Annotated in this window: 20 protein-coding genes; 9 read left to right on the forward strand and 11 right to left on the reverse strand. The window is 63.8% G+C overall.

The genetic code is table 11. From position 1 onward, the window contains the following. The first annotated feature begins 173 nt into the window (after positions 1–173). The 3 genes from I3J27_RS02985 to I3J27_RS02995 all read left to right on the forward strand — a co-directional run bounded on the left by I3J27_RS02985 (position 174) and on the right by I3J27_RS02995 (position 1,164). Entirely contained in the window at positions 174–437 is a 264-nt protein-coding gene (locus I3J27_RS02985; protein ID WP_270165036.1) for a hypothetical protein, read from the forward strand. Beyond that, positions 434–730, forward strand: a complete 297-nt coding sequence (locus I3J27_RS02990) for a hypothetical protein (protein WP_270165038.1) — start codon at positions 434–436, stop codon at positions 728–730. The genes I3J27_RS02985 and I3J27_RS02990 overlap by 4 nt, the downstream gene beginning before the upstream one ends. Positions 731–885: 155 nt before the next feature. Then, positions 886–1,164: a DUF1488 family protein gene (locus I3J27_RS02995; RefSeq protein ID WP_270165040.1), complete on the forward strand. Its 279-nt coding sequence runs from the start codon at positions 886–888 to the stop codon at positions 1,162–1,164. A 278-nt stretch (positions 1,165–1,442) separates the two neighbouring features. On the opposite strand, the gene I3J27_RS03005 is transcribed toward I3J27_RS02995, so the two are convergent. Together I3J27_RS03005 and rpmB are read right to left on the reverse strand one after the other, a co-directional pair. Further along, positions 1,443–2,117, reverse strand: coding sequence for a hypothetical protein (locus I3J27_RS03005; protein WP_270165042.1), 675 nt, complete (start codon positions 2,115–2,117; stop codon positions 1,443–1,445). 533 nt (positions 2,118–2,650) lie between these two features. Beyond that, positions 2,651–2,962, reverse strand: a complete 312-nt coding sequence (rpmB, locus tag I3J27_RS03010; protein WP_028141842.1) for a 50S ribosomal protein L28 — start codon at positions 2,960–2,962, stop codon at positions 2,651–2,653. A 464-nt stretch (positions 2,963–3,426) separates the two neighbouring features. Between rpmB and I3J27_RS03015 the strand changes: the two genes are divergently transcribed. Further along, positions 3,427–4,290, forward strand: a complete 864-nt coding sequence (locus tag I3J27_RS03015; RefSeq protein WP_270165045.1) for a DUF3108 domain-containing protein — start codon at positions 3,427–3,429, stop codon at positions 4,288–4,290. Between the two features lie 730 nt (positions 4,291–5,020). Here the strand turns inward: I3J27_RS03015 and I3J27_RS03020 are convergent. Continuing rightward, positions 5,021–6,388 carry an IS30 family transposase gene (locus I3J27_RS03020; protein ID WP_270160737.1) on the reverse strand — a complete coding sequence of 456 codons (1,368 nt, stop codon included), beginning with the start codon at positions 6,386–6,388 and terminating at the stop codon, positions 5,021–5,023. Between the two features lie 191 nt (positions 6,389–6,579). Here I3J27_RS03020 and I3J27_RS03025 point away from each other — a divergent pair, with 191 nt between their 5' ends. From I3J27_RS03025 to I3J27_RS03040, 4 genes are all read left to right on the forward strand, one after another. Continuing rightward, positions 6,580–9,978 carry a helicase-related protein gene (locus tag I3J27_RS03025; protein ID WP_270165047.1) on the forward strand — a complete coding sequence of 1,133 codons (3,399 nt, stop codon included), beginning with the start codon at positions 6,580–6,582 and terminating at the stop codon, positions 9,976–9,978. Positions 9,979–10,090: 112 nt separating this feature from the next. After that, complete coding sequence (locus I3J27_RS03030) at positions 10,091–10,321, forward strand: S4 domain-containing protein (RefSeq protein WP_270173025.1); 231 nt, start codon at positions 10,091–10,093, stop codon at positions 10,319–10,321. Positions 10,322–10,453: 132 nt separating this feature from the next. Next, positions 10,454–10,792: a ferredoxin FdxA gene (gene fdxA / locus I3J27_RS03035; protein ID WP_211376938.1), complete on the forward strand. Its 339-nt coding sequence runs from the start codon at positions 10,454–10,456 to the stop codon at positions 10,790–10,792. 344 nt (positions 10,793–11,136) lie between these two features. After that, positions 11,137–11,940: a CarD family transcriptional regulator gene (locus tag I3J27_RS03040; protein ID WP_270165051.1), complete on the forward strand. Its 804-nt coding sequence runs from the start codon at positions 11,137–11,139 to the stop codon at positions 11,938–11,940. A 136-nt stretch (positions 11,941–12,076) separates the two neighbouring features. Here the strand turns inward: I3J27_RS03040 and I3J27_RS03045 are convergent, their stop codons facing one another. Continuing rightward, the gene (locus I3J27_RS03045; RefSeq protein ID WP_270165053.1) at positions 12,077–12,448 is read right to left on the reverse strand and encodes a winged helix-turn-helix transcriptional regulator; all 372 of its coding nucleotides are present in this window, start codon (positions 12,446–12,448) and stop codon (positions 12,077–12,079) included. A 108-nt stretch (positions 12,449–12,556) separates the two neighbouring features. On the opposite strand from I3J27_RS03045, the gene I3J27_RS03050 reads away from it, so the two are divergent. Beyond that, complete coding sequence (locus tag I3J27_RS03050) at positions 12,557–13,261, forward strand: glutathione S-transferase family protein (RefSeq protein ID WP_270165055.1); 705 nt, start codon at positions 12,557–12,559, stop codon at positions 13,259–13,261. A gap of 38 nt (positions 13,262–13,299) precedes the next feature. Here I3J27_RS03050 and I3J27_RS03055 read toward each other — a convergent pair whose 3' ends face one another. The 7 genes from I3J27_RS03055 to cyoA are packed head-to-tail and all read right to left on the reverse strand — an operon-like array spanning position 13,300 to position 20,212. Next, the gene (locus I3J27_RS03055) at positions 13,300–13,833 is read right to left on the reverse strand and encodes a response regulator transcription factor (protein WP_270165057.1); all 534 of its coding nucleotides are present in this window, start codon (positions 13,831–13,833) and stop codon (positions 13,300–13,302) included. After that, positions 13,823–15,202 (reverse strand): ATP-binding protein, encoded by a 1,380-nt coding sequence (locus I3J27_RS03060; protein ID WP_270165059.1) that lies wholly within the window; start codon positions 15,200–15,202, stop codon positions 13,823–13,825. The genes I3J27_RS03055 and I3J27_RS03060 overlap by 11 nt, the downstream gene beginning before the upstream one ends. Beyond that, on the reverse strand, positions 15,174–16,022 hold the full coding sequence (locus I3J27_RS03065) for an SURF1 family protein (RefSeq protein ID WP_270165061.1): 849 nt from the start codon (positions 16,020–16,022) through the stop codon (positions 15,174–15,176). The genes I3J27_RS03060 and I3J27_RS03065 overlap by 29 nt, the downstream gene beginning before the upstream one ends. 13 nt (positions 16,023–16,035) lie before the next feature. After that, entirely contained in the window at positions 16,036–16,416 is a 381-nt protein-coding gene (gene cyoD, locus I3J27_RS03070; RefSeq protein ID WP_270165063.1) for a cytochrome o ubiquinol oxidase subunit IV, read from the reverse strand. Beyond that, positions 16,413–17,042 (reverse strand): cytochrome o ubiquinol oxidase subunit III, encoded by a 630-nt coding sequence (cyoC, locus tag I3J27_RS03075; protein ID WP_270165065.1) that lies wholly within the window; start codon positions 17,040–17,042, stop codon positions 16,413–16,415. Before cyoC ends, cyoD begins: the two co-directional genes overlap by 4 nt. Further along, the gene (gene cyoB / locus I3J27_RS03080; RefSeq protein ID WP_270165067.1) at positions 17,043–19,040 is read right to left on the reverse strand and encodes a cytochrome o ubiquinol oxidase subunit I; all 1,998 of its coding nucleotides are present in this window, start codon (positions 19,038–19,040) and stop codon (positions 17,043–17,045) included. A gap of 11 nt (positions 19,041–19,051) precedes the next feature. Continuing rightward, positions 19,052–20,212, reverse strand: coding sequence for a ubiquinol oxidase subunit II (gene cyoA, locus I3J27_RS03085; protein WP_270165069.1), 1,161 nt, complete (start codon positions 20,210–20,212; stop codon positions 19,052–19,054). Between the last annotated feature and the right edge of the window lie 21 nt (positions 20,213–20,233).

The raw sequence follows: 20,233 nt of genomic DNA on the forward strand, positions 1-20,233 counted from the left end.
GATGGCAGCATCAATCCGCGCATCGTGCGCCTGCGGCGGGGCAATAGCGAGCGCTAAAGGGGGCGGCGCCCGGGCGGCCGCGCAAGAAAGCGTTGGCTATTGCCGTGCAAGGGGCGCATGGTCGGGCCAGTCGGCGTCGGTTGGGGCCCACTTGCAACAAAAGGCAGGCGCGCATGTCCATCCGTTCGCGGCACGAAACCGTCACCTTCAGGCATCCGTTCCACATCCGCGGCATCGACCGCGAGCTCCCCGCGGGCTGCTACGAGGTCGTCACCGACGAGGAGACGATCGAGGGGCTGTCCTTCCCGGTCTGGCGCCGCATCGCGACGTTGATCACCGTGCCGGCGGAAAGCCTGCGCGGCGCCACCGAGCGGCTCGCGATCGGCTCGGTCGACCTCGCCGATGCGCAGGCCGCCGACCGCGAGCGCTGCCAATGACCGACGTCCCGGTCGATCTCGACAAGCATCGCGGCATGGCGGCCCAGAAGGCGACGGATCTGCGCCGCGCGCTGGCCGACGTCGAATCCCATGTCAGGGAGCTGCGCGAGCGCGAGGCCGAGCTCGAAAATCGCATGATGACGGTGCCGGCGATGTCGTGGCCGGAGGCCGCGGTGAAGGCGCGCCATCTGCTCAATCTCTATGCCGCGAGCCTGCCCGTCGAGGACACCCGCCACCGCGCGCTGGTGGCGGCGCTGCTGGACGATTTCGTCAGGCTCTCGGGGGAGGCGTAGGCCGCCTTCGGCGGCCGTTCTGAAAGACGCTGACGGCCGGCCGCTTGCGTTCCGCCGCTCCCGCCTGCGGCAGGGGGAACGCACCGGTTCCAGAACAATCATCGGGGCCCGCCGTTATCCCGCTTCAGGGCAGCAAACGCGTCAAGGAGTAAGCCATGGCACTCACGAGCGGTCGCTATATCGGCCACGAGCAGGACCGGGGCATCGTCCAGTTCTCGATGCAGGACGGCGGCAAGGAGATTGCTTGCGCGGTCTCGACCTCCGCGATGGACTATCTCGAGCGCGGCCCGCAGGCCCGGCCCGAGCAGCGCGAAGCCCAGTTCACCCGCCTGCGCGACCGCATCGAAGCGCGTGCGGCGAGCAAGTATCGCGCGACGGAGTTCGAGGGCACCCCGCCGGGGATCGTGCTGCGGAGCATTGATTTTCGGGGGTAGGGGGAGGGGGCACGAACTGCTTCGTCACGGATGGTGCGGACTGGCGCCGGATTGCCGTTGGCCTTTGAGGCGGTGCGGCATGGTCGGCTCTGACACCGTGCCGACGCCGGGATCGTAAAACACCATCTGCCGCGACTGTGTCCTTGTCGGGCTTTGCGCAGGCACCGGTAGAGCTGCAAGAATTTCAAGATGTTCTTCGAGATGTCGTTGTCGGTGCCGTTACAGGAGATGACGAGGCTCTTCGAAAGCATTCACCAGGATCACAAGTATTGAGATCGTTAATCTGATTTTCGATCTGCGGCTGATCGAATCAGGCTGGCCCGTACCACTAGTGCAGGACGAACTTCCCCCTTCCTGATTTGCTGTAGGAAGCGTCGGCTTATGAATTGAGCTGACAGAAGCTCCGGGTCGAGATCATAAAGATTGAGAGGGTTGCCGTTAAGCCGGCGGAAGATATTCGCCGGTATGTAGACAACATTTCCGATAGTTCTCGCAGAATGGACGTGTCGTCCAAAGGCACTCGAAAGTGTTTCTCGGTCAACGATTGGGACAAACTGCTCATAGGGGACATCTGTCAAAGGCAAATTTGAAAAGAGTCCGTTTCGGATTAGGAGCTGAACGTACGCAACGCTTGTAGCCTTACCCCTTAAGAAGCGCTTTGTGACTAACTCGGTCGGACGAATGTCTTGTGGCGGTGCTGCAATTTCCTCTCCGATTTTTAGTTGTGAGACGATTTCTTCAATCATGCGGACGAGCGCATGATCCGGCCTTCCCTTAAGTGCTTCGTAGAAGCTCGTTGCGGTAAACCAATCTCGTAATTTGCCTCTAGTGCGAGCTACGCTCACGTCTTCGTTTAGGAGCGTGATCAACAGAAGCCATTGCGCTTCGTAGGGCAGCGCCTCTGTCGCCGCCATACCCAATTCAGCGGATACGAAATGAGCTGCTTCGAACATGCCTTCTACCAAGTGCAGTGTGTGACTGAGGTAAGATGCGGAGAAGCGAGCCGAGCGGTAATCCCACTTCCAGGAGTGTGGATCTGCCTGGGCGATATTTCGCTCTTCGTCGTAGATCCGTCACCATCTTCTCTACAAACGCAACAATGTCGTGTTGCTGAATTTGTGAGCGTGCCGTTTCGATGTTGGTGTTAATCCAGGTCTGTAGGGACCTATCACTAATATCGAAGCCAAGGGTCGCTTTCGCGAACGGCCCAAACTCTTGAAACGTCGGCTTCTTGATCATCCGAGCTCGGTCAAATGTCCTTAGAAGAGAATTATTTGAAACGCATCCTGACAATGGACCAAGCCTAACGGTCAAGAGTCGGGCGCGCAACTTAGGCTTGAGTCTATCCCCGCCCGACTCCGCTTCTGATGGTGCATCGCACAAACAAAAACGGCCGGATCTTCCGATCCGGCCGTCAACGCAAACTCTACTCGGCTAAGCCTACGCCACGCGACGCAACCTAGCCCCCGCCCAATTCGAAAATCTCTTAGCTGGCCTTCTTGGCCGGCGCGGCGGTCGGGCCGACCTTCTTCTGGATGGCGCGCTTCAGCTCGAGGGCGCGCGGCGACAGCAGGTCGGCCTTGGCCTTGAGCAGGAAGGCATCGAGGCCGCCATTGTGGTCGACGCTCTTGACCGCGTTGGTCGAGACGCGCAGGCGCACGTTGCGCTCGAGGGCTTCGCTGATGAACGTCACGTTGACGAGGTTCGGCAGGAAGCGGCGCTTGGTCTTGATGTTGGAGTGGCTGACCTTGTGGCCGACGAGGGGGCCCTTGGCCGTCAGTTCGCAGCGGCGAGACATGGTAGAAATCCTCAGGTTCGAACCCCCATTGAGTGCGGCCGCCATTCTGGGCGCCACGGGGGCTAATTCTTTCGTCCTTGCAGGGAGCGGGCGGACGTATAGGGGGGAAGGGGCGGGACGTCAAGGTTTTGGGGCGGTTTTCGTGCTCGCGTCATGCCCCACGATAGGTGTCATCGCCCGGCTTGGCCGGGCGATCCAGTATTCCACCAGCGGGGCTTGAGTCGAGGGGGCGCGGCGTACTGGATGCCCCGCCTTCGCGGGGCATGACAGAGGAATAAATGGCAAGAGCCCAGCGGCCCCCGATCACCAAAACGGCAATGATTAGCGCGCCTTACCATCACATAAAGGGCGTATTCACCGCCGAAAAGTCCGGTGGAGTTCCGCAAGCCTCACGCCCGGACACATTGTTTGCCGCGGGTTTTGGCTTAAGTAACAGCGGTTCGCGCCCCCGATTGGATCGTTTCGTGCTCGCATCTCCCCGATATCTACCCCGGCTGGGCTCGGCCGGCCGGCTCGCTTTCGCGGCCCTTTGCGGGCTCGTCGTGGCGTGGGGGGCTGATCCCGTGGCGGCGCAGGGCAAGCTCGAGGCGCAATATGAGGCCTCGCTGGCCGGCATTCCCGTCGGCAAGGGCGCCTGGAACATCGATATCGGCGACGACGTGTTCGCCGCCGCGGCTAGCGGCGGCACCACGGGGCTTTTGAAATCCTTCGCGGGCGGGTCCGGCACCGGCGCCTCGCAGGGCCGGGTGGTCAACGGCACGCTGGTTGCGACCGGATACCAGGCCTCCACCACCACCTCGAAGAAGACCGAAGAGATCCACATCACGCTCGACAAGGGCAATGTGAAGGAGTTCGGCATCGTGCCGGAGCCCCCGGTCGATGCCGACCGCATCGTCGTCACCGACGCGCATCGCCGCGGCGTCTGGGACCCGATGACGGCCTCGCTGTTGCGCGTGCCCGGCACCGGCGATCCCGTGACGCCGGACGCCTGCCACAACGCTGCGCCGGTGTTCGACGGCCGCATGCGCTACGACCTGAAGCTCGATTTCAAGCGCATGGAGACGGTGAAGGCGGAGAAGGGCTACAAGGGTCCGGTCGTGGTCTGCTCGCTCTATTTCGTGCCTGTGGCGGGCTACATCCCCGACCGCCCCGTGATCAAATACCTCGCCGCCCAGCGCAACATCGAGATCGCGTTTGCCCCCGTGGCCGGCACGCGCATCCTGGTGCCGTTCTGGCTGAAGGTCCCGACCCCGCTGGGCCCGGCGATGCTGGAAGCCACCAGCTTCCTGACCTCCGCCCAGCCCCCCAAGGTCGCGAAGACGCAGTAGGGCGCCCACCTCCCCTGGAGGGGGAGGGCTATCGCATATGGGAGCGATTTCGCCTGTGGCCATCCTTCGAGACGCCCGCCGTTGGCGGGCCCTCAGGATGAGGGTTGCGTGCGCGGCACCAGTTTCAACGAGCACCGATGCTGCTTAGCCTCATCCTGAGGAGACCGCGAAGCGGTCGTCTCGAAGGACGAGGCGTGCGCTCAGGTCGCGCAAAACGCGCCATATGCGATGGCCCTGCCCTGGAGGGGGAGGGTCGATCGCGTACAGCGCCAGGAGAGGGTAAAAGTCACGCCATTTCAACACCTTGCCTACTGTGCATGGGGTTGTTTTCGCACTTTTTGTTTTGATGGTCCGCCGGCCGGGAATCCATTTGACTCCTCGCCCATTCTGATTCGACTCCGCGCCGTCCCCAACTTAAGCCTTTCCGCCCTCGAAACGCCGCTTGTGCGGCAGGCCAAAACTCCATCTAGTGCACTCCCAACAAGCCTCCCGCGACATGTTGCGTGAACGTAACAGGACTCATCGGGGAGTCAGCGATTCGGCCGCGATTCGTTCTAGAGTCGTTCCGAAGCTTAAAGAGAACGGGAAAAGCGTCGCAAAGTGAGACAGTTGCGCGGGATGTTTCGAAGCTGCTCCCACACTCTCGGTGTCATCGCCCGGCTTGACCGGGCGATCCAGTACGCCGAGACGGCTGTGGTTGAGCGGACGGGCCGCGGCGTACTGGGCGGATTCAACCGCTCGTCGCAACACCCTGTGTATCGTTCACTTGTAGCAATTGGTCGAGAGTTTCGGCCGGTGTTTTCCAGCCGAGGGTTTTCCTGGGCCTGGTGTTGAGTGCGAGAGCCACGGCCTCGAGATCACCAGAGTTGTGCAGGCTAAGATCGGTCCCTTTTGGAAAGTACTGGCGCAGCAACCCATTTGTGTTCTCGTTGGTGCCGCGCTGCCATGGGCTATGAGGGTCACAGAAGTAGACCTGCAGGCCTGCATCGATCCTCAGGCGTGCATGCTGAGCCAGTTCAGCTCCTTGATCCCAGGTCAGCGATCGACGCAGCTGTTCGGGCATGCTGACGATTGCGCGGGTGATGGCGTCGCGCACTGCCTCAGCGCCATGTCCGGCGAGTGCAGGTCCGTTCTTCACGCGAGCTTCCTGTTCATGGCCTGTGATACGCGGCAGATGCAGCAGAATGGTAAAGCGGGTCGTGCGCTCCACCAAGGTGCCGATCGCGGAACTTCCAAGACCCATAATGAGATCACCTTCCCAGTGGCCCGGCACAGCTCGATCGGCGGCTTCCGCCGGACGTTGACTGATCATGATCTCGGAAGGAATGAAGCTTCTGCCTTTGCGGACGCGCGCCCTCGGCATCCGCAACACCCGCCCGGTGCGCAAGCAGGCCGTCAGTTCGCGGCGCAAAGCTCCTCGACCCTGCACATAAAGTGCCTGATAGATCGCCTCGTGACTGATGCGCATCGTCTCATCCTCGGGAAAGTCCAGCCGAAGTCGCCGAGAAATCTGTTCCGGGCTCCATGCCCTGGCCCAGCGCCGGTTTTGCCGATGCACAGCCCGGCGTCCCTTCCACACGACCTTCGGGCCAGCCAGGAGCTCCCCGTCCGGCTTGGCGATCATACCGGCAAGCCTGTCCTGCACGTAATCCCGCAGGGGCGGATTGATCGCCAACTTCGCCGGCTTGGGCCGTCGGGCGGACCGATCAGCGTGCCATTGTGCCGTGGTTGCTCGGTACTGTGGGGCGCCGTGGCGGCGCGCCACATTACGACGGAGTTCACGAGAGATCGTGCAGGGAGCTCGATCAAGCTGACGAGCGATGGCTCGCACCCCATGACCCTGCACACGCAAGATGGCGATCTCCTCGCGCTCGGCGAACGAGAGATAGCGCTCCGATGGAAGCCTTGACGACGGTGACAAATGTGTTGGCGGCATGCCGCCCGCCCTCCGGAACCAGCGCACTCCAACCGAAGGCGATACCCCGGCCTCAACCGCAGCATCTTCGCTCGATCGCCCCGAGGCAATCGCAGCCCAGAACCGTCTACAATCCTCTCGTCGGGCCTCTTGAGGACGACTTGCTCGCGCACGGCTCTCCATCGCAACCTCCTTGTTCAGGGTGTTGCGACGAGCGGTTGAATCCGCCCTGGATGCCCCGGTCAAGCCGGGGCATGACAGCGGGGGCGGCGACTTCGACAGAGCGTTCGGAGACATGGCTGACAGGCCCCAGCCCCCAACACACCCCAAACAGCACTGACATTCGCCCAAATCGGCACTACCTAATCACCCAGATGCCCTTCTCCTCCTCCCCCTTCGCTTCCGAGCGAGTGCCTGGCGCCGGCGTCACTGCGGTGCTCGGGCCGACCAACACCGGCAAGACCCATCTCGCCATCGAGCGGATGCTGGCGCATCCCTCGGGCGTGATCGGGCTGCCGCTGCGCCTCCTGGCGCGCGAGGTCTACAACAAGATCGCCGCGCGGGTTGGCAGCGAGGCCGTTGCGCTGATCACGGGCGAAGAGAAGATCAAGCCGAAGAACCCGCGCTATTGGGTCTCCACCGTCGAGGCGATGCCGCGCGACCTCGACGTTTCCTTCCTCGCCGTCGACGAGGTCCAGATCGCCTCCGATCTCGAACGCGGCCACGTCTTCACCGACCGCATCCTCAACCGCCGCGGTCGCGACGAGACGCTGCTCTTGGGCGCGGCCACGATGCGCCCGATCATCGAGCGGCTGTTGCCCGGCGTGTCCATGATCACGCGGCCGCGCCTGTCGCAGCTCGAATTTGCCGGCGACCGCAAGATCACGCGCCAGCCGCGCCGCACTGCCATCGTCGCCTTCTCGGCCGACGAGGTCTACGCCATCGCCGAGCTGATCCGCCGCCAGCATGGCGGCGCCGCCGTGGTGCTGGGATCGCTGTCGCCCCGCACACGGAACGCACAAGTGGCGATGTTCCAGAACGGCGACGTCGACTACCTCGTCGCCACCGACGCGGTCGGCATGGGCCTCAATCTCGACGTCGACCACGTCGCCTTCGCCTCCGACCGCAAGTTCGACGGCTACCAGTTCCGCCGCCTGACGCCGGCCGAATTCGCGCAGATCGCCGGCCGCGCCGGCCGCGCCACGCGCAACGGCACCTTCGGCACCACCGGCCGCTGCGCGCCGTTCGAGCCCGAACTCGTCAATGCGCTCCAGAACCACACCTTCGACAACGTCAAGATGCTGCAATGGCGCAATTCGAAGCTCGATTTCTCCTCGCTCGGCGCGCTCCAGGTGTCGCTCAACCTCGCCCCCGGCCATGAGGCCCTGACGCGCGCGCCGATCGCGGAAGACATGCGCGTGCTCGACCACGCCGCCCGCGACGTCGAGGTGCGCGATGTCGCACACGGCAAGGACGCCGTGGAGCGGCTCTGGGAGGCCTGCCAGGTCCCCGACTACCGAAAACTGTCGCCCGCGGCCCATGCCGAACTGGTGACGACGCTGTACGGCTTCCTGATGCAGAAGGGCTGCATCCCCGATTCCTGGTTTGCGGCCCAAATCGACCAGGCCGACCGCATCGACGGCGACATCGACACGCTGTCGGCCCGGATCGCGCAGATTCGCACCTGGACCTTCGTCGCCAACCGCCCGGACTGGCTGAAAGACCCCGAACGCTGGCAGGGGATCGCCCGCGAGGTCGAAAATAAATTATCGGATGCGCTCCATGAACGCTTGACTGAGCGTTTCGTTGATCGCCGGACCAGTGTATTGATGCGCCGCCTGCGGGAGAACACGAGCTTGAATACTGAAATCGGCAAGACCGGCGAAGTCATCGTCGAAGGCCATGTCATCGGCCGTCTCGATGGCTTCACCTTTGCACCGGACGCTGCGGAAGCAGGCTCCGATGCGAAAGCCTTGCAGGCTGCAGCGCAAGCGGTGCTCGCCGGCGAGATCAACGCGCGCGCCGAAAAACTGGGCAGCGCGCCGGACGATCAGTTCGTGCTGACCTCGGAAGGCACCATCCGCTGGACCGGCGACGCCGTGGCGCGGCTGTCCGCCGCAGAGGAGGCGCTGCATCCGCGCATCCGCATCATCTCGGACGAGCGCCTGACCGGTGCGCCCCGCGAGAAGGTGCAGGCGCGGCTCGAGCTCTGGCTCAAGACCCATATCGAAAAGCTGCTCGGACCGATGTTCGAGCTGTCGAAGGCCGAGGACGTCACCGGCATCGCCCGCGGCATCGCCTATCAGCTCGTCGAGGCGCTCGGCGTGTTGGAGCGTCCCAAGATCGCGAACGAGCTGAAGGATCTCGACCAGCCCTCGCGCGCCACTTTGCGCAAATACGGCGTCCGCTTCGGCGCCTATCACCTCTATTTCCCCGGCCTGCTGAAGCCTGCCGCGCGTGCGCTCGCGGCGCTGCTGTGGGCGCTGAAGCAGGACAATGTCGATCCGTCCGCGCTGTCCGGCGCGCAGCATCTGGCATCTTCGGGCCGCACCTCGTTCCCGGTCGACAAGCAGCTGCCGCGCGATGCCTATCGCGTGCTCGGCTACAAGCAGGCCGGCGAGCGCGCCGTCCGCGTCGACATCCTGGAGCGCCTGGCCGACCTGATCCGCCCGGCGCTGGCCTGGCGCGACAACTCGCCCGGCGAAAAGCCCGCCGGCGCCTTCGACGGCCGCAGTTTTGTCGTGACGCAGGCGATGACCTCGCTTACCGGTTCGGCCGGCGAGGATTTTGCGTCCGTATTGCGTGCGCTCGGCTATCGCATGGAGAAGCGGCCGCCGCTGCCGGTGAAGCCGGTGGCTGCTGTTGCCGAGACGCCGGCTGCCGAGACTCCGGCCGAGGCCAGCGCAGAAACGCCGGCTGAGGAAACGGCTGCGCCTGCAGACACCGCGATCGAAGCCGCCGCCGAGCCTGTGACCGTCGAAGACGCGCCCGGCATGGAGCAGCACGACGAGCCCGCGCAGGAAGAGTCGGCGCTCGAAGCATCGCCCGAGGCTCCCGTCACGCCGGAAGATGCTCCCGGCATCGCGCCGCCGGCAGAAGAAGCCGCTGCGCCCACGGAGGCTGCTGGCCTTGAAGCTGCTCCCGCCGAGACTGCCGCAACGGAAGCTGCTGCATCCGCCGATGCCGCTGCGCCGGTAGAAGCTGCGGCCACGCCCGCCGAGCCCGAGCTGGTCGAGGTCTGGCGACCCGGCGGCCGTCACGAGGATCGCAAGCCGCGTCACGAACGTCATCGCCACCAGCGTCACCACAATCAGCGTCCGCAGGTCGGTGCTGAGGCTGGCGCCGCGCCCGCCGAGGGCGAAGCTGCGCAGGCCGCCGATGGCGAGAAGCGGGGCGAGCGTCATCGTCACGGTGGCGGTCATCGTCGCGACGGCGGCCGAGACTTCCGCAAGCCGCGCGAAGGCGGCGGCGAAGGCGCGCCGCGTCCCGAGGGCCGCGACGATCGTAATCGCAGCTTCCAGGGCAAGGACCGCGACAACAAGGATCGCGATCGCAACCGCGACAACAAGGGCAAGTTCGGCGGCGATCGCGACAAGGGCCGCGACAATCGTGGCCGCGACCGCGACAAGGGCCGCGACCGCCAGGGCGGTCCCTCGCTGCGTCCCTACGCCTCGAGCGCGAACCCGCGCGAGCGCGATCGTCCCGCCGATCCGAACTCGCCCTTCGCCAAGCTCGCTGCGTTGAAAGAGCAGCTGTCCGGTCGCAAGGAGTAGCATAGCGTTTTCAAGCGAAGTGCGGAGCGGTTCGCGTGAAGAAAACGCGTCAGAAGGAATAGAGACCACGACCGAGCGGCAGCGCATCGACAAATGGCTGTGGCACGCGCGGGTGGTGAAGGCGCGCACCTCCGCGGCCGAGCTCGTCGAGTCCGGCCACGTCCGCGTCAACGGTGAACGCGAGAAGTCGCCGGGCCATGCGATCAAGCTCGGCGACGTCATCACCGTCGCACTCGATCGCACCGTGCGGGTGTTGAAAGTCACCGGCTTCAACGAGCGCCGTGGCGATGCCGCCTCGGCCCGTGTGCTCTACGAGGAGCTGAATGAAGCAAAGCGCAATTAATTGCGCTTTGAATTCATTTCTTGGTCGATCAAACACATAAAGCCGTCATGATCGGCCGTCCTCGACCTTGCAGCGCCGAGCCATCCGCGCTACGCAAGCCGCGACTTTTAAAAGAGCTTTTCGGAGCGTTGGATGACTTACGTCGTCACTGAAAACTGCATCAAGTGCAAGTACACCGACTGCGTCGAGGTCTGCCCGGTCGACTGCTTCTACGAGGGTGACAACATGCTCGTCATCCATCCTGACGAGTGCATCGACTGCGGCGTGTGCGAGCCGGAATGCCCCGCCGACGCCATCAAGCCGGACACGGAACCGGGCCTCGAAAAGTGGCTTTCGGTCAACGCCGATTATGCCAAAAGCTGGCCGAACATCACCCAGAAGAAAGAATCACCTGCCGACGCCAAGGAATTCGACGGTCAGGAAGGCAAGTTCGAGAAATATTTTTCTCCGAACCCGGGCTCGGGGGACTAATTCCCGCCCAAACTTAACCCTAATACCTTCGTGATCTCGGAAAACCAGCCCTCACGACCCCTAAATCATTGATTTTTGCGGGAAATGTGCTATATTGGGCACATTAAGCCGAACCCTGTCAGCCCCGTTGGCCCCGCTGGGTTCCCGTGAAACCAAATGTCGAACAGGGGCGTGGCAGTTTCCGCGCGCAGGCTGTGTCACAGAAAACGCGTAAAAAGAGTACTTCAGCGAGGGCTTCCCATAAGGAGGCCAAAAAAGTCGCCGCGGCCAGCCGTAGCGCATCCAAGGGTCGGACCGCGACGAAGGCGCCGGCTGCAAAGTCCTCGAAGAACAAAAGAAGCGCAATGCCTCACAAGACTGCCAAACCGGCCGCGAAGGCGACCGTTGCCAAGCCTGCTGCCAAGCCTGTGACTGCCAAGGCTCACGCTTCCAAGCCCGCTGCGCCGAAGGCTCCTGTTGCTGCCGCTCCTGCCAAGGCTCCTGTCGCTGCCAAGCCGGCCGTGAAGGCCGCTGCGCCTGCGCCGAAGGTCGAGGAAAAGAAGGTCGTGACCCAGCGTCAGGGCTTCAAGGCCAACGAATTCGTCGTCTATCCCGCTCACGGCGTCGGCCAGATCCTGGCCATCGAGGAGCAGGAGATCGCCGGCGCGAAGCTCGAGCTGTTCGTCATCAACTTCATCAAGGACAAGATGACGCTGCGTGTTCCGACCGCCAAGGTCGCGAACGTCGGCATGCGCAAGCTGTCCGAGCCCGCGCTGGTGAAGAAGGCGCTGGAGACGCTCAAGGGCCGCGCCCGCGTCAAGCGTACCATGTGGTCGCGCCGCGCCCAGGAATACGAAGCGAAGATCAACTCGGGCGACATCGTCGCGATCGCGGAAGTCGTGCGCGACCTCTATCGCTCGGAGTCGCAGCCGGAGCAGTCCTACAGCGAACGCCAGCTCTATGAAGCCGCGCTCGATCGTCTGTCCCGCGAGATCGCGGTGGTGCAGCACTCGACCGAGACCGAAGCGGTCAAGGAGATCGAGGCCCAGCTCGCCAAGAGCCCGCGCCGCAACGCCAAGGCGGAAACCGCCGAGGGCGAGACGGATGCCGAGGGCGAGGCCGACGATACCGATGGCGACGACACCACCGTCGCCGACGAGGCCGCGTAAGCAGCTTCGTTCCGCGCAAGCAATCAAAAGCCCGGCCGTTCGGCCGGGCTTTTTGTTTGACAACGGTAGCTATCCTCGTTCGGCGACGTGTCAGGTCGGGCAAGCGATCGAACGCGTCTGCTTGGCTCCGTCAGGATCAAATCGGGGATGCGCTGCGCGGCGAGCCGATCGCGGTCTCGTGGCCGTTTCCGCCGGCTACTGACGCGACCGTTGACCACCAGTTTCCCAATGCATCGATCAATGGCACGAGCGCGTGGCCGGCGGAGGTCAGATCATACTCGACGCGCAGCGGATATCCGTCAAATTCAGTGCGGCTTACGATACCCGCGTCCTCGAGTTTGCGAAGCTCGAGCGCGAGCATCCTGTGTGAGATGGTCGGATTGTCTCGGCGCAAGTCGCTGAAGCGCTTGGTGCCCTGCTTCAAATAGTAGATCAGAAGAGTCGGCCAACGACCGCTCAGAATCTGCATCACTTCCTCGATGGGACATCTCGAAACGAGATCCTTCATCGGCGCCTCCAGGTTACAAAAAAGTGCGTAATTTACTTGATGCGACGAGCGACTAGGGTTCGGGCACCGCTGCGCAGCGTGATCATCAGAAATCACGGAGAATGGATCGTGGACCCAATTCTACTCTACGGCTTCCCGAAGGGAAGCTCCATGGGGCTTGTTGCGGCACTCGAATGGCTGGGCAAGCCTTATCGTTTGTGTCGCGTCGATATGCTCGGCGAGATGCGGAGTGCCTCATACGCTCGCATCAACCCGCGACATGAGACGCCTGTGTTCATCACCGAACAAGGCGAGGTGTTGACGGAAACAATGGCTATCGCGGCTTGGCTCGAAGTCAGGGATGTCGAACGGCGCATCAGCTTCGATCCCCTGTCGCGGAAAGCCGATCGAATGCATCAGCTCATGGCGTTCGTGAATACCGGTTTCACCGCCGCCTTCGCGCCGCTGTGGGTCGCAATGGAAGCCGAAGCGATGGAGCCTGCAGTGAAGTCGGCCCTGCGGGGTCTTGGCAGGACCAAGGTGATCGAGCGCCACGACAAGCTCGAAGCGATGATTGAAACGAGGGCATTCCTGCTCGGCGACCGGCCGACGCTCGCCGAAGCATTGCTGGTAGGTATGGCGCGCTGGCTCGATTTCCACGCTGTCGCGGAGAGGAGCCGCTGGCCAAAGCTGGCGGCCCTGCGAGAACGCCTCGAAGCAGATCCTGCCGTCGTGTACGCCACCGCTTTGGAGGACGGTGACTCTGACCCGGGAACGGGACGCTGCTCAGGCCACATTGCGCTAGCCGACGTCATTGCGCGGTTTGGCCAATAGGCGTCGCGAGAGGAGGAGGGCTTCGACGCGCCCCCCTCCTATTTCACCGGCCGCTTCTCGAGCTTTCGCGCCAGCGTGCGCCGGTGCATCCCGAGCCGCCGTGCCGCTTCCGAGATGTTGAAATCCGTCTCGATCAGGGTCTGGTGGATGCGCTCCCATTCCAGCGTCTTGATCGAGGTCGGCCGCGTATCGAGCGCGACTTCGGCGTTGCCTTCGGCCTTGTTGAAGGCGGCCTCGATGTCGTCGGTGTTCGACGGCTTTGCGAGGTAGTGGCAGGCGCCGAGCTTGATCGCTTCGACGGCGGTGGAGATGCTGGCAAAGCCCGTGAGCACCACGATCAGCATGTCGGGATCGTGCGTGTGCAGCAACTCGACGCAGGCGAGACCCGAAGCGCCGCCGAGCTTGAGGTCGACCACGGCATGACCGAAAGATCGCTGCTCCAGTGCCTGGCGGACGTCTTCAATCGAAGCCGCCAGCACCACTTCGTAGCCGCGGCGCTCGAAGGAGCGTTTGAGCGTGCGTGCGAAGCCGGCATCGTCCTCGACGACGATGAGCGAACGGTCAGGCGTCAAAATTTCCTCCGATCGCGAGCGTGGCGAGCGGCAGCGTCAGGCGGACGGTGGCGCCGCGCTTCCTGTGGTTCTCGGCGATGACGCCGCCCCCTAGCTTGCGGACCACGTTGACCACCAGGAACAGGCCGAGGCCGCCGCCGGCGCGGCCCTTGCTCGACTGGTAGGGCTTGCCGAGCTGCGTCAGCATCTCCGGCGCGAAGCCCGGGCCGCGGTCGCTGATCGACAGCACGAGGTTGTCGCCCTCGCGTTCGGCCACGAGCTCGACCCAGTCGCGCGAGACCTCGTAGGCGTTGTCGAGCACGTTGAAGATCACCTGCTTCAGCGCGATGTCGGAGACGATTGCGACGTCCTCGCCAAAAGTGTTGACGAAATAGAGCGTGCGCGCCGAGCGCGCGTCGCGCCACTCGTCCACCAGCGCGGTGACGAAGGCCGTCACCGTCGTCGGCGAGGAGCCTTCGCCGCGCGCTTCGCCGGCCGACACGAGGATACCTGTCACGATGGTCTTGCAGCGCTGGAGCGAGGTTTCCATTTCCGCGAGGTCCTCGGCGAGCTCCTGGTCGGCGGCAAGATCGGGCATGCGGCGCCAGTCGCTGAGGATCACCGAGAGCGAGGCGAGCGGCGTGCCGAGCTCGTGCGCGGCGCCCGAGGCGAGCAGGCCCATGCGCACGATGTGGTCCTGCTCGGCGGCATGCTGGCGCAGCGCGGCCAGATGCGCATCGCGCTCGCGAAGGTTCCTGTTGATGCGGGTGACGAACACGACCAGCAGCACGGCGTTGAGCACGAAGCCCAGCAGCATGCCGGCAACGGTGAGGCTGTAGGTCTCGCTCAGCGGATTCGGCGGCAGGTCGAGCGGGCGGTAGGCCAGCGTCAGCCAGACAAAGCTCGCGCAGGTCAGCGCGACCAGCGACCAGGTCGAGCGGGCATCGAGCAGGACCGCGCCCAGCGTCACCTGGAGCAGGAACAGCGAGGTGAAGGGGTTGGTGGCGCCGCCGCTGAGGTAGAGCTGCGCAGTCAGCGCGGCGACGTCGAGCATCAAGGCGACCAAAAGCTCATTGTTGGTGATCGCGGCGCGATGGCGCACCCAGACGAGGCTGGAGACGTTGAGCAGCACCAGCGCGCCGATCACTGCGCCCATCCGCTCCAATGGCAGGGGAATGCCGAGCCCAAAATGCACGCCGCCGATGGTCACGATCTGGCCGACCACGGCAGTCCAGCGCAGCTGGATCAGCAGCGCCATATTCTTGCGGTTGGTCTCGTCGTCGGTCGGCGCCGTGCCGATCAGCTCGCTGCGCGCGTCCGCCTGCGATTGCAGCGTGACGGCGTCATGCGCCTTCCCGTCCTCAGGTCTGTTCGACGATCGTTCCAGCATCTGATCCCGTCCTGCGGGCGACGGCATCCGAGCCGCCATCCGGTTCGTGGACGAAGCGTTTGCGGCGGAACAGCCCGCCGCCGAATGTGACGAAAAGCTTGCCCGCCAGCATGAAAGCCAGAGCAAACCACGTCAGCGCGTAGATCAGGTGGTTATTGGGAAAGCGGACTACGGTCAATCCGCCGATGGGACCTGGACCGGATTGTGATCCGGCGTCGGCATCGATGAAGAAGGGCGCGACGTTTTCGAGACCGCGCGCCGCCGCGATCGCGGCGATATCCCGCGAATACCAGCGGTTGTGCTGAGGCACGTTGTTCCTAAGGAATCCGCCCTTCGGCTCGGTCATGCGGAGCAGGCCGGTGATTGCGACCTGTCCGTCCGGATTGCCGTCCCGGCGCGTTGATGCATCGCGCCGCTCGGACGGCACGAAGCCGCGGTTGACCAGGACCTGCGTGCCGTCATTGCGCTGAAGCGGCGTCAGCACCCAATAGCCCGGGCCTTCCTCGGTGACGGCCTGAACCAGCGTCTCGCGGTCATGCAGGAAGCGGCCGGCGACGCTGACGTGCCTGTATTCGTCATTTGCGGTGGAGACCGCCGGCCAGACCGCGGGCGAGGGGATTGGTTGGGCCGGGGCGTGAACGCGCTGCTCGACGCGGTCGATCAGCGCCAGCTTCCAGGCGCGGCGCTCGATCTGCCAGACGCCGAGCGCAATAAGAAGGACGAAGGCCGTGAGCGAGAGGACCGTGAGCCACAAGGGCGGCCGCGCAGCCTTTCGCCGCGCGCCCTGTGCCTTGCCGGTCACGGTCCGGATCTCGCTCAATTTAGAGCCTCGCTCACTTCATTCCCGTCATCTGGTGCATCGGCATCATGTTGCTGTTGAGGTGGTTCATCACCCACAGCGACCCCGACAGCGCGATCACCACCATGACGATGGTGAAGATCAGCGCCATCATGCTCCAGCCGTTCTCGGACGTCGTGTTCATGTGCAGGAAGTAGATCATGTGCACGACGATCTGCACGACCGCGAAGGCCATGATGACGAGCGCGGTGATCTGCTTGCTCGGCAGTGCGCCGCTCATCACCAGCCAGAACGGGATCGCGGTCAGCACGACCGAGAGCACGAAGCCGAGCATATAGGTCGAGAACGAGCCGTGGGCGTAGCTGTCGCCGTGGTGATGGTCGTCCGCGTGGGCTGTGTGGGTATCGGTGTTCATCGCAGAACTCCCAGGAGATAGACGAAGGTGAAGACGCCGATCCAGACCACGTCCAGGAAGTGCCAGAACATCGACAGGCACATCAGGCGGCGGCGGTTGGCTTCGATCAGGCCGAACTTCTGGACCTGCACCATCAGCGTCACCAGCCAGATCAGGCCGCAGGAGACGTGCAGGCCATGGGTGCCGACCAGGGTGAAGAACGCCGACAGGAAGGCGCTGCGCTGCGGCGTCGCGCCTTCGTGGATCATGTGGGCGAACTCGGTGAGCTCGATGCCAATGAAGGCGAGGCCGAACAGGCCGGTGATCGCCAGCCACATCTGGGTCTGGGCGATCTTGTTCTGCTGCATCGTCAGCATCGCAAAGCCATAGGTGATCGACGACAGCAGCAGCATCGAGGTGTTCACCGCGACCAGGTCGAGGTCGAACAGGTCCTTCGGTGCAGGGCCGGCGGCATAGTTGCCGCCGAGCACGCCGAAAGTGGCGAACAGGATCGCGAAGATGAGGCAGTCGCTCATCAGATAGATCCAGAAGCCGAGCGAGGTGCTGTAGCCTTCCGGATGCGGATGCTCGTCGGCGAGATAGAAGACCGGCTCACCGGCCTGGGTGGGATTGACGGCGACAGTCATTTACTTGGCTCCGGCGAGCAGTTTGGTACGCGCGTCCTCGGCCCGGATGACGTCGTCGGCCGGAATGTCGAAGTCGCGGTGATAGTTGAAGGTGTGACCGATGCCGACGGCGAGCATCGCGATGAAGCTCGCAGCGGCAAGCCACCAGATGTACCAGATCAGGCCGAATCCCATCGCGGTGGCGAAGCCGGCGAGGATGATGCCGGTGCCGGTGCTGCTGGGCATGTGGATCGGCCTGAACCCGGTGAGCGGACGCTGGTAGCCGCGCTTCTTCATGTCCCACCACGCGTCATTGTCGTGAACGACGGGGGTGAAGGCGAAGTTGTAGTCCGGCGGGGGCGAGGAGGTCGCCCATTCCAGCGTGCGCGCGTCCCAGGGATCGCCGGTGACGTCCTTGAGCTGCTCGCGCTTGAGGAAGGAGACCGCGAACTGCACCAGCATCGACAAGATGCCGAGGAAGACCAGGAAGGCGCCGATGCCCGCAACGATGAACCAGATCTGCAGGGACGGATCGTCGAACACGCGCAGCCGGCGGGTCACGCCCATCAGGCCGAGCACATAGAGCGGCATGAAGGCGAGGTAGAAGCCGGTGACCCAGAACCAGAACGACAGCTTGCCCCAGAACGGATCGAGCTTGAAGCCGAACGCCTTCGGGAACCAGTAGGTGATGCCCGCGAACGCACCGAACACCACGCCGCCGATGATCACGTTGTGGAAGTGAGCGATCAGGAACAGGCTGTTGTGCAGGACGAAGTCGGCGGGCGGTACCGCGAGCAGAACGCCGGTCATGCCGCCGAGCACGAAGGTCAGCATGAAGGCGATCGTCCACATCATCGGCAGCTCGTAGCGGATGCGGCCGCGATACATCGTGAACAGCCAGTTGAACATCTTCGCGCCCGTCGGGATCGAGATGATCATCGTGGTGATGCCGAAGAACGAGTTGACGCTGGCGCCCGAGCCCATCGTGAAGAAGTGGTGCAGCCAGACCAGGTACGACAGGATGGTGATGACGACGGTGGCGTAGACCATCGAGGTGTAGCCGAACAGGCGCTTGCCGGAGAAGGTCGAGGTCACTTCCGAGAAGATGCCGAAGGCGGGGAGAACCAGGATGTAGACCTCGGGATGGCCCCAGATCCAGATCAGGTTCACGTACATCATCGGGCTGCCGCCGAAATCGTTCGTGAAGAAGTTGGTGCCGACATAGCGATCGAGCGAGAGCAGCGCGAGCACGACGGTCAGGACGGGGAAGGACGCGACGATCAGGACGTTGGTGCAGAGCGCGGTCCAGGTGAACACCGGCATCTTCATCATGCCCATGCCGGGGCACCGCAGCTTGACGATGGTGCAGATCAGGTTGATGCCGGATAACGTCGTACCGACGCCGGCGACCTGCAATCCCCATATGTAATAGTCGACGCCGACATCGGGACTGTAGCCGATGTTCGACAGCGGCGGATAAGCCAGCCAGCCAGTGCGGGCGAACTCGCCGATGAACAGCGAGGCCATCACCAGCACCGCGCCGCCGACCGTCATCCAGAAACTGAAATTGTTCAGGAACGGAAACGACACGTCGCGCGCGCCGATCTGGAGCGGCACGACGTAGTTCATCAGGCCGGTGACCAGCGGCATCGCCACGAAGAAGATCATGATCACGCCGTGGGCGGTGAAGACCTGATCGTAGTGATGGGCGTTGAGGTAGCCTTCGGAGCCGCCAAAGGCGAGCGCCTGCTGCAACCGCATCATGAGCGCGTCGGCGAAGCCGCGCAGCAGCATCACGATGCCGAGGATCATGTACATGATGCCGATGCGCTTGTGGTCCACCGTGGTGAACCATTCGCGCCAGAGGTAGCCCCAGAGGCGGAAATAGGTCAGCCCGGCGAGCATGACGAGGCCGCCGGTTGCCACCACCGCGAAGGTGCCGACGACGATCGGCTCGTGCAATGGCAGCGATTCGATGGTGAGCCGGCCGAAGATGAGCTTGAGAAAATCAGGAGACATGCGGGATCTCTTTAGGAGTCTGACTTCGGACGTTGTCCGAGGAAGAAGGACGAGGACTTCAGCGGCGTGAAGACCGGCCGCTTCAGGCCCGCGCCGAGCAAGGGCGAGGTGTCGAGGGGTGCCGTGATGGAGGCGGTGGTCTTGCCCTGCGGCGCGTCGGGCGTGCAGGTGCCGGCGACGAAGCTCGGCTCCGGCCCAAGCGCGGTGCCGCGGCGGGCGTACTTGTCGTAGGCCAGCGGCAACGTGTTGTTCAGGCCCTGATGGCCTGCACCGCCCTTGGCGTCGATCGCCATCATCTCGCTCTGGCACATCTTGCCGGTCTCGACGCACATGTTGAGGATCAGGCGGTAGAGATCGGAATCGATGGTGCCATAGCGCCGCACCGGCTCGTTCTGGCTGGGCTTCTCCAACTGGAGATACTCGGTGCGGCCGAGTGAGCCGCCGGCGGATTTGGCTTGCGCGATCCAGGCGTCAAAGCCCTTGTCGTCGAGGCCCTGGAAGTTGAAGTGCATGCCGGAGAAGCCGGCACCGCTGTAGTTCGCCGAGAAGCCCTTGTAGGTGCCGGGATGGTTCACCACCGCGTGGAGCTTCGTCTCCATGCCCGGCATCGCGTAGATCTGGCCGGCCAGCGCGGGGATGTAGAACGAGTTCATCACCGAGGACGCGGTGATGCGGAAGTTGATCGGACGGTCGACCGGAGCTGCCAGGTCGTTGACGGTGGCGATGCCGTAGTCCGGATAGATGAACAGCCATTTCCAGTCGAGCGCGACGACGTCGACCTCGAGCGGGGCCTTGGACTGGTCCACGGCGCGGTCGGCATGGATGCGGCCGAGCGTGCGATAGGGGTCGAGCAGATGCGTGCCCATCCAGGTCAGCGCGCCCAGGCAAATGATGATCAGCAGCGGTGCCGACCAGATCACCAGCTCGAGCTTGGTCGAGTGGTCCCAATCCGGCTCGTAGCGGGCCGCGGTGTTGGACTGGCGGTAGCGCCAGGCGAACAGCACCGTCAGCGCCATCACGGGGACGACGATCAGGAGCATCAGGACGGTGGAGATGATGACGAGGTCGCGCTGTTGCGCCGCGATATCGCCGGCGGGCGCCAGCACGACGTAGTTGCAGCCGCTGAGCGCAACCGCCAGGGGTAGCAGCGCCAGGATCTTGAGACGGGACACGGGCCGAGCCTTTGAGAATGA

The sequence above is a fragment of the Bradyrhizobium xenonodulans genome (genome assembly GCF_027594865.1).
GTDB lineage: Bacteria > Pseudomonadota > Alphaproteobacteria > Rhizobiales > Xanthobacteraceae > Bradyrhizobium > Bradyrhizobium xenonodulans.